At 67.9% G+C, this 8,900-nt stretch carries 11 protein-coding genes; 4 read left to right on the forward strand and 7 right to left on the reverse strand.

The features are described 5' to 3' along the window. Positions 1 to 115: 115 nt before the first annotated feature. The 4 genes from EA346_RS12540 to EA346_RS12555 form a co-directional block, all read right to left on the reverse strand. Entirely contained in the window at positions 116 to 574 is a 459-nt protein-coding gene (locus EA346_RS12540) for a hypothetical protein (protein WP_296759098.1), read from the reverse strand. A gap of 161 nt (positions 575 to 735) precedes the next feature. After that, a complete protein-coding gene (soxY, locus tag EA346_RS12545; protein ID WP_296759100.1) occupies positions 736 to 1,206 on the reverse strand; it encodes a thiosulfate oxidation carrier protein SoxY in 471 nt (156 codons plus the stop codon). Between the two features lie 92 nt (positions 1,207 to 1,298). Then, positions 1,299 to 1,838 (reverse strand): TlpA disulfide reductase family protein, encoded by a 540-nt coding sequence (locus EA346_RS12550; RefSeq protein ID WP_296759103.1) that lies wholly within the window; start codon positions 1,836 to 1,838, stop codon positions 1,299 to 1,301. Between the two features lie 77 nt (positions 1,839 to 1,915). Continuing rightward, positions 1,916 to 2,266: a hypothetical protein gene (locus EA346_RS12555; RefSeq protein WP_296759106.1), complete on the reverse strand. Its 351-nt coding sequence runs from the start codon at positions 2,264 to 2,266 to the stop codon at positions 1,916 to 1,918. Between the two features lie 189 nt (positions 2,267 to 2,455). Here EA346_RS12555 and EA346_RS12560 point away from each other — a divergent pair, with 189 nt between their 5' ends. After that, the gene (locus tag EA346_RS12560) at positions 2,456 to 2,581 is read left to right on the forward strand and encodes a hypothetical protein (protein WP_296759108.1); all 126 of its coding nucleotides are present in this window, start codon (positions 2,456 to 2,458) and stop codon (positions 2,579 to 2,581) included. Positions 2,582 to 2,603: 22 nt separating this feature from the next. Here the strand turns inward: EA346_RS12560 and rsmD are convergent, their stop codons facing one another. Genes rsmD through EA346_RS12575 form a run of 3 tightly spaced genes read right to left on the reverse strand, consistent with a single transcriptional unit; the run spans position 2,604 to position 5,885 of the window. After that, positions 2,604 to 3,236 carry a 16S rRNA (guanine(966)-N(2))-methyltransferase RsmD gene (gene rsmD, locus EA346_RS12565; RefSeq protein WP_296759110.1) on the reverse strand — a complete coding sequence of 211 codons (633 nt, stop codon included), beginning with the start codon at positions 3,234 to 3,236 and terminating at the stop codon, positions 2,604 to 2,606. Further along, the gene (locus EA346_RS12570) at positions 3,220 to 4,524 is read right to left on the reverse strand and encodes a pitrilysin family protein (protein WP_296759118.1); all 1,305 of its coding nucleotides are present in this window, start codon (positions 4,522 to 4,524) and stop codon (positions 3,220 to 3,222) included. Before EA346_RS12570 ends, rsmD begins: the two co-directional genes overlap by 17 nt. 44 nt (positions 4,525 to 4,568) lie before the next feature. After that, positions 4,569 to 5,885, reverse strand: coding sequence for a pitrilysin family protein (locus EA346_RS12575; RefSeq protein WP_296759120.1), 1,317 nt, complete (start codon positions 5,883 to 5,885; stop codon positions 4,569 to 4,571). 79 nt (positions 5,886 to 5,964) lie between these two features. Here EA346_RS12575 and ftsY point away from each other — a divergent pair, with 79 nt between their 5' ends. From ftsY to EA346_RS12590, 3 genes are read left to right on the forward strand one after another with little or no spacing between them, the layout of a single operon-like run. Continuing rightward, complete coding sequence (gene ftsY / locus EA346_RS12580; protein WP_296759123.1) at positions 5,965 to 6,939, forward strand: signal recognition particle-docking protein FtsY; 975 nt, start codon at positions 5,965 to 5,967, stop codon at positions 6,937 to 6,939. Between the two features lie 20 nt (positions 6,940 to 6,959). Then, positions 6,960 to 7,643, forward strand: a complete 684-nt coding sequence (gene ftsE / locus EA346_RS12585; protein ID WP_296759113.1) for a cell division ATP-binding protein FtsE — start codon at positions 6,960 to 6,962, stop codon at positions 7,641 to 7,643. Next, a complete protein-coding gene (locus EA346_RS12590; protein WP_296759116.1) occupies positions 7,640 to 8,563 on the forward strand; it encodes a permease-like cell division protein FtsX in 924 nt (307 codons plus the stop codon). The genes ftsE and EA346_RS12590 overlap by 4 nt, the downstream gene beginning before the upstream one ends. Positions 8,564 to 8,900: the final 337 nt, after the last annotated feature.

The raw sequence follows: 8,900 nt of genomic DNA on the forward strand, positions 1-8,900 counted from the left end.
GGGGTGGCCCGAGGCCATGAAAGTTAACCCCGAAACACGGGTCAAGAATGGCCGTGAACCGCCAGATCCGCCAGCAGGATCGCTCCGGCAACCGGGAGCGGCACTGGAGTTTCGTTTACGGGCTGATCAGCGTGTAGCCCGCCGCGGTCAGGTCCAGGATGCGCACGACGCCCGCGTCAACGGGTGTGGCTCGTGCGTGCAGTTCAGGGGCCGTTCCGCGCATGCGGGTGACGGCAGCGATGGTGTTCTCACAGGCGGCGAAACGGATGCCGGAATCGACCGCCAAGCCGTCGATCCGGGTGGCCTGGGGGTTGTCGGCAAACAGCAGGCTCAGGCCCGGACCGAAGGCAACGATCTCGACATCGATCTTTTCCGGGCCGTAGTGCCGGATGGCATTGTTGGCGACATTCAGGACCAGGTTTTGCCGGGCCGGGTCACCGTCGCTGATCTGGAGGACGAGCTTGTGTTCCGCGAACGGCTTGTCGTCGGGTGCCTCGGCCTGGACGCCCATCGCCAGCAGCAGCAGGGGAATGGCAAGCATCGCCGAACGCAGGGTGTTGAGAAACGGGTTCACTTTGTCGATCTCCTTTGGCCTTCCGTCACCGGCCCCGAAGGGAACGCATCCGGCAACGTCTTTGGTGGGATGGTGGTTGTTTTTTGGCGGAACGGGACTACCTGCGGCCGGTTACTTTTCTTTTCCATGGGCTGCCCTGGTGCGATCCAGGGGCCGGGGCATCAGCCGCCGCAACCGCCAAGGGTGACCTTCACCTCGCGGGAAGCGCCGTACCAGGCGCCGTCGGATTTCACGGCCGCGACCACGTCGGAGGTTTCCGCCATCTTGACGCGAATCGAGACCATCGGTTGGGCGGACGCGCCCAGCAGGAACGTGGCCGCCAGCGGCTGGCCGTTCTGGACCACGAACAGGGCCATCTCGCTGACATCCGGCATGCCGCTTTCGATGGTCACCGAGACCATGGCGCCGTTCTCGGCAATCTCGGGGGCAAAGATCTCGATGTCGCCTGCCGGGAGGTCGGAGGTTCCGGTGACGGCCGTCAGGGATGCTTCGTGGTTGCGCAAGGTGAACGCATCGGCGGGCCAGGCGGCCAGGACCCGGACGGGGGAAAGCAACCCGGCTGCGGCAGCGATGCCGACAGCGCCGGCGGCAATGCTGCCTTTCAGGAAAGTGCGGCGCTTGTTATTCGACATGGAGGCCTCCCGGCAGTGGTTTGGAATCAAGCCAACGCTCACTTGATCAGCAGGAAATCGGATGCGGTGGTGGCACATTGCGCTCAACGGGGTCAGGGCGCTGGCGCCGTCCCGTTACCTTCCGCGTCGCCGGAGCCCGGTATCAGCGCCTGGAGCTGCCCGCGCAGATCGGGGCTGTCGAAATCGACCTCACCCACGGCCCCAAGTACGAGATGGCCGTTCCGGTCCACCACCAGCGTCGTCGGCACCACGCGCGCATGCCACGCCTGCGACACCGAGCCATCTGGATCGAGCAGCATCGGAAAGGCGGGCAGCACGGGGAGCGTCTGCAGGAAGTCCTGGATGCGTTCCACGGACTCGCCCACGTTCACGCCGACCACCTCGAAGGCTTCGCCCTGGAAGTGCTGCGCCAGCCGCGCCAGCGCCGGCATCTCCTTGCGGCATGGGGGGCACCAGGTGGCCCAGAAGTTCACCAGGATCACGCGGCCCTCGAAATCGGCCAGACCGTACTCCCGGCCGTCGAGGGCCTCGAGCGCCAGCGCCGGCGCCGCGCGCGGCTCGGCCAGCGGCTTGAGAATTTGCGCCGGAATCCCGGACTGCGCCCAGAGGGGCGCTGCCAACAACAGCAGCACGACCGCCAGAACGCCCCGGTTAAAGCATCGCGGCCAGGCACATGAGCGGCAGACCGCGACGCTTCGCATGGCCGGCTTCAGCAACCTTCGTCCTGCAGAACAAACCGCCCGGAGTCATCCATCTGGGGCGCACCGTCGTCATCGGTGATGACCGTCCCGACGAACATCATGCTCCGAATGCGGTGCGGGTGGAGAGACATTGCCGACTCGACCTGCTTGTCGGTGAGGCCATCGTAGATCACGACCTCGCCCAGCGCCTCGCGCAGGAGTTCGCTTTCAGTGGGCTGCATCAGGCGGCGCAACTGCCAGTTGTCCGCGTACACCGGGACCGCGGCGCCAGGCGTCTCCGCCAAGACCATGGATGCTGGAACAGCCCCCAGAAAGGCCACGAGAATCAGGCCCTGTAACGGATGAATCAATCGGTTCATGGGAACCTCCTTGGGGCAAACAACGCCTACACCTCAAGGCCGCATGGACTTGCCGCATTTGTTGACTCAAGAATATGCCCGACAGAGGCAGGCTTCATGAGAAAAATTGCCGAGGGAACTAAGAAAATGTCCTAGTCGAACCTGACCAGCGAGTGGAATGCGCAGGGCCGTTTGTGCAGTAGGCCTTGCGTGATCCAGACCTGCTACCGAACTGCGTCGCCGTCGCTGCGCGACCGTCAGCTGCTGGCGGTGAAAGGCGAGCGCATCCTGCTGCTGAACCTCGAGGCCCTGCAAGGCCTGCTGGCGAAGCGCTGATGCATGCCCGCAAGCGAAGGACTCAGGCGCGGCCGCCGGGCGCTTTGGGTGCCCCGGCCCCGTCCGAATCGGCCGGCAGGGCGAGCAGCAGGCCATGCGCCTGCCCGCCGATGCGTTCGCGGAGAATCTCCCAGTCCGACGGCGCGGGAAGGCCACTCTCCTGCTCGACGTAGACGCGGGCGCCGGGGGCCAGCCAGCCGCCGCCACGCAAGCGCTCGAGCACGGGCGCGATCAGGCCCTTCGCGAAGGGCGGGTCGATGAAGACGATGTCAAAGGCTGCGGGGCCCGCGGCCTGCGGACCCTGGGCGAGCAGGCGCAGGGCATCGCCCTGTTGCACCTTCACCTGTCCCGCGCCGAGCAACCGACAGTTCGCCTCGAGCTGGGCCGCGGCCGCCGGGCTCTTCTCCACCAGCAGCACCGAACCGGCGCCGCGCGAGGCCGCCTCGAGACCCAGCGCACCAGTGCCGGCGAACAGGTCCAGGACCGACGCCCCCGGCAGCAGGGGCTGGAGCCAGTTGAACAAGGTCTCGCGCTGGGCATCGGCGCTGGGCCGCAGGCCAGGCACCGGCGCCACCGGCAGCCAACGCCGGCGCCAGGCCCCGCCGATGATCCGCACCCGGGCCGCACGGCCCACCGGGTCACTCCTCCCCGCCAACCACCACCGTCACGAGTGCCTCGGGATCGATGCGCCGCTGGATGACCTCGTGCACCTCTTCCCGGCTCACGGCATCGATCCGGTCGTTGTGCGCGGCCAGGAAGTCCAGCGGCAGGTCGTAGAACCCCATCATGCCGAGGTTCTGGACGATATCGCTGTTCGACGCCAGGCGCAGCGGAAATCCTCCGGTGATATTGGCCTGCGAGGCCTCCAGTTCGTCCGGGTCCACACCCTCCTGGTGCAGCCGCTGCAACTCCTCGCGCAGCACCTCGAGCGCCTCATCGATCTGGTCGGTGCCGGTCTGCATGCCGATCACGAACGGGCCCTCCGCCGCCATCGGGCGGACGGAGCTGTGGACCGAGTAGGCGAGCCCCCGCGCCGTGCGCACCTCGCGGAAGAGACGCGAGGTGAAGCCACCGCCGCCCAGCGCGTGGTTGCCCACCGTCAGCGCGTAATAGTCGGCGTCGTCGCGGCGCAGCGCCGGGGCACCCATGAAGATGTGCGCCTGCTCCGAGGGGAAGGCGACCCGCTCCGTCACCGGACCGTCGAGCTTGGGCACGGGCTCCAGCGCCGGCGCCCGCCCGCCCTCGGGGAGCGCCTGCGCGATGCGCTCGGCCAATGCCTCGGCGTCTTCGCGCGAGATTGCTCCCGTCATGGCCAGCACCGCGTTACCGGCGGTGTAGTACTGCCGGAAGAAGGATTCCACCTCCGCCCGGGTCAGCGTCGGGATGGTGTCTTCGCTGCCGCTGGGCGCGTTGCCGTAGGGGTGATCACCGTACATCAGCTGGTAGAAGCGACGGCTGGCCACCGAACCGGGTTCCTGACGCTGCCGTTGCAGCGCCTGCAGCATCTGCCGGCGCTCCCGGTTCAGATCGTCCTCCGGGAAGGCCGGGGCTGCCAGGATTTCCGTCAGCACATCGATGGCCTCCGCCATCCAGTCGGGCTCGGTCAGGGTACGCAGGGTCACGATGCCCATGTCGCGCGCGGACGTCGTGTTGAACTGGGTGCCGACCGCCTCGAAGCGCTCGGCGACCGCGTCCGCGTCCATGTCGGCGGTGCCGTGGGCCAGCGCATTGCTGGTCAGGCGGGCGAGGCCGTTGCGGTCGCCGTCGCGAGCGGCTCCCGCGTCGAAGGTCAGCCGGACATCCAGCATCGGCAGGGTCGGCGCCGGGGCGAACAGCACCCGCATGCCCTGCTCGGTCTCCCAGCTCTCGATGTCCACCGCCTGTGTCGCCGGCGCGAGACCGATGACGGTGATGGCCAGCAGCAGCATGAACCAGAAGCGCATGGACGAACCCTCGAATCCCGTGTGAATGGCTGTGTGGAGGGCCTTCATGCGCCACCCCCGATCGGCAGCGGATCCAGGATGCCCACCGTGCGTCCCTCGGGCACCAGATACTCGCGGACGACCCGCTGCACGTCCTCGGCGGTGACCTCACGGATCCGGTCCACGTATTCGTCGGCAACCTCCCAGCCCAGCCCGATGGTCTGCAGCATGCCCAGTTCGAAGGCCTGGGACTGGATCGAATCGCGGCGGAAGATCTCCTGGGCGATCACCCGGGCCTGCACGCGCTGCAGTTCGCTCGCGTCGATCGGCTCGTCCCGCAGACGTTCGATCTCCTCCAGCAACGCCTGCTCGAGCGTCTCCATGTCGGTGTCCCCGGTCGGCACCGCGGCGACCGTGAACAGCGAATCCAAACGACTGAACGGGCTGTAGCGCGCGGAGGTGCTGTTCGCCAGTTCACGGCCCCGCACCAGCTCGCGCGCGAAGCGCGAGGCCTCGCCCGAATCGAGCATGCCCGCGGCGACGATCAGCGCGTAGGCGTCGCTCGGATCGTCGAGGGTGACCAGTACCGGGGTCTTCCAGCCCATGATCAGGTAGGGCAGTTCGGCCGGGATCCGCATGGTCGTGCGGCGCTCGCCGCGCTGCGGCGTCTCCGCCCGCGGCTTGCGCACCGGAAGTTCGCGCGCCGGGATAGGCCCGTAGTGCCGCTCGGCTGCGGCGATCACCGCCTCGGGATCGACGTCGCCGACCACCACGACCACCGCGTTGTTGGGCGCGTACCAGGCGTCGTACCAGTCCTGCAGGTCCTCGACGGTGTAGGCGTCGATGTCGGTCATCCAGCCGATGATCGGATGCCCGTACGGATGATTGAAGAAGGCGGTCGCGTAGAACTGTTCCTGCAGCAGGGAGTTCGGCCGATCCTCGGTCCGCAGCCGCCGTTCCTCGACTACCACGCGCCGTTCCGGCAGAAATTCCTCTTCGGAGAGCTTCAGCCCGTGCATGCGCTCGGCCTCCATCGCCATCACCGTCTCCCAGTGCTCGCTGCCGACCACCTGGAAGTAGCCGGTGTAGTCGCGCCCGGTGAAGGCGTTCTCCTGACCGCCGAGACGGGCGACGATGCGCGAAAACTCGCCGGGCGGGTATTGCTCGCTGCCCTTGAACATCATGTGCTCGAGCATGTGCGAGATGCCGGTGATGCCGCTGTGCTCGTCCATCGAGCCGACCCGGTACCAGGTCTGGTTGGTCACGACCGGGGCCCGTGCATCCGGGAGTACCAGTACCGTGAGCCCGTTCTCGAGGCGATGTTCGACCACGTCGGCGGCCACGGTGGCGTGGACCGCCGCCAGCAGCAGCCAGCCGCACAGCAGTCCAAGGAATACGCGTCTCATCATTTTCAACCCTCGTGATAGCATTGCCGGACCTTATGCCTTGACCACGGCCAACATGTTCGGTTTCCGAAAAAAAGATTCTCCCGCCGCCGAGACCCCGGAACGGGCCGGCCTGTTTCAGCGCCTGCGCAAGGGCCTGGCGAAGACCGGCAAGGTGCTCACCACCGACATCCGCGAGCTCCTGCGCCGCAGGATCGACGACGAACTCTTCGAGGAACTCGAGGAGCGTCTGCTGCTGGCCGACGTCGGCGTGGACGCCACCCGACGCATCATGGACCAGATCACCCGTGCCGTGAAGCGCGGCGAGCTCGACGACGCCGAGGCGCTGATGCAGGCCCTGGAAGGGGCGATGACCGAGATCCTGGAGCCGGTCGAACGGCCCCTGCGAATCCAGCCGGGTTCGGGCAGGCCCTTCTCGATCCTCGTGGTCGGTATCAACGGCGCCGGCAAGACCACCACCATCGGCAAGCTCGCCCATCACCTGCGCGCCGAAAACTACACGGTACTGCTCGCCGCCGGCGACACCTTCCGCGCCGCCGCGGTGGAACAGCTGCAGACCTGGGGCGAACGCAACGCGGTGCCGGTGATCGCCCAGGGCAGCGGCGCCGACTCCGCCTCGGTGGTGTTCGACGCGCTGCAGGCCGCGCAGTCCCGCCGCATCGATGTGATGATCGCCGATACCGCCGGCCGCCTGCACACCCAGCACAACCTGATGGACGAGATCCGCAAGGTGAAGCGGGTGATGGGGCGGCTGGATCCCGAAGCGCCCAGCGAGGTCCTGCTGGTCATCGACGGCGGCACCGGCCAGAACGCGATCAACCAGGTCCGGCAGTTCCACGAAGCCCTGGGCGTGACCGGGCTGGTGGTCACCAAGCTCGACGGCACCGCCAAGGGCGGCGTGCTGTTCGCGCTGGCCGAGCAGATGGGCATCCCGGTCCGCTTCATCGGCGTCGGCGAAAAGGCCGAGGACCTGCAGCCCTTCGAGGCCCGCGCCTTCGTGCGTGCCCTGTTGAACCGCGACGACGACTGAGCCGCAGCGAGGCCGACCCCATGATCAGGCTGCAGCGCGTGACCAAGCGTTTCGACGGCGGCTCGGAGGCCCTGAGCAACGTGAGCCTGCGCGTCGACGCCGGCGCTCTGGCCTTTCTGACCGGGCCCTCCGGGGCCGGCAAGAGCACGCTGCTGCGCCTGATCGCGCGGCTCGAGCGCCCGACCCGCGGCCGCATCATGGTCAACGGCAAGGACCTCGAAACGCTTCCCCGCAACGAAGTGCCCCGATTCCGGCGCAGCATCGGCCTGGTGTTCCAGGACCACCGCCTGCTGTTCGATCGCCCGGTGCACGCCAACGTCGCCCTGCCGCTGGAGATCCTCGGCTATCGTCGCGGCGAAGCGCGCAAGCGGGTGCGCGCCGCACTCGACAAGGTCGGCCTGCTGCAGAAGGAAAACGCCCAGCCGCAGACCCTCTCCGCCGGCGAACAGCAGCGGGTGGGGATCGCCCGGGCGATCGTGCACCGCCCCGCGCTGCTGCTGGCGGACGAGCCCACCGGCAACCTCGACCCAAGGCTCTCGCGCGAGATCATGCAACTGTTCCTGGACTTCAACCGCGTCGGCGTCACTGCGCTGATTGCCAGTCACAATCTGGAACTGATCTCGGGCCTGGGCAAGCCGATCCTGCATCTGGAGAACGGCAACCTGGAGGCCCGCCACGTGACGCAGGCGCGGAGTGCCGGATGAAGGACGGGGGCGAGCGCGCCGGCTCCCTGGAGTCGTGGCTGTACAACCATACGGACGCCGCGCGCAGGAGCTTCGGGCGCCGGGTGGATGCACCGGGTCAGACCCTGATCATGATCGCGGTGCTCGGATTCATCCTCGCCCTGCCGGCCTATCTCTGGCTGCTGCTCGACAATGCGCGGACCCTGTCGGCGGGCATCGACCACGAACCGCGCATCGCGCTCTACCTGGACGATACCGACGCGGATGCCCTCGCCGATGCCGCCGCGCGGATCGCAGCCCTGCCGGGCGTGGCCCAGGTCACGCCGATCAGTGCCGACGAGGCCCTGGACGAATACCGCGCCAGCCTGCCCGATCCGGCGCTGCTGGACTGGCTGGAGGGCAACCCGCTGCCGGCGATCATCGAGGTCATCCCCCTGGAGAGAACGCCCGAGGCGGTCGAGGCCCTGGAGTCGCGCCTGGCGATGCTGCTGCCCGAGGCGATGAGCGTCAGCGACCACGAGTGGGTGCGGCAGCTCCAGGCGCTGCACGAAGCCGGCCTGCGCGTCCTGTTGATCGTGGCCGGCCTGCTGGCGCTCGGGGTCACGCTGATCCTGTCGGTGGCCGCGGCCTCGGAACTGCGGGAACGGCGCGAGGAAATCGCGATCTCGCGGATCACCGGCGCCACGGACCGCTTCCTGCGCCGGCCATCCCTGTACGGGGGGCTGCTGCTCGGCCTGGGCGGGGGTATCTTCAGCCTGATCCTGCTCGGGGCCGGCGTGATCCTGACCCGGACCCCGGTCGAGGCCGCCGCCTCGGCGTTTGGCCTGCCCCTGGTATTCGCAGCGCCGGAGGCACGCGTCGGCCTGATCCTCCTCGGCACCGGACTCGTGCTCGGCTGGATCGGCGCCCGCCTCGGCAGCGGCGCAGCGCTGCGGGAGTGAACCCGACCTACAGAACTGACCAGGAAAAGCACAAACCGTAGGTCGGGTTAGCCCAAAGGGCGTAACCCGACGGCTCCCCGCACCCACCCACGGCCGCAAAAGAGCATCGTCCCCCGCACCCCGCCTGACCAGGAAACGCCACAAACCGTAGGTCGGGTTAGCCCGAAGGGCGTAACCCGACGGGCCTCGCACCCACCCACGGCCGCAAAAACAGCGTCGCCCGCGGCACCCCGGCACGTCGGGTTACGCTACGCTAACCCGACCTACAGAACTGGACCGTGACTTGCTCGCCCAACCTTACGCGATGCAAGGGGAACAACCCCTTTGTTTAGCACTC

It is taken from the genome of Thioalkalivibrio sp., from assembly GCF_007692535.1.
GTDB lineage: Bacteria > Pseudomonadota > Gammaproteobacteria > Ectothiorhodospirales > Ectothiorhodospiraceae > Thioalkalivibrio.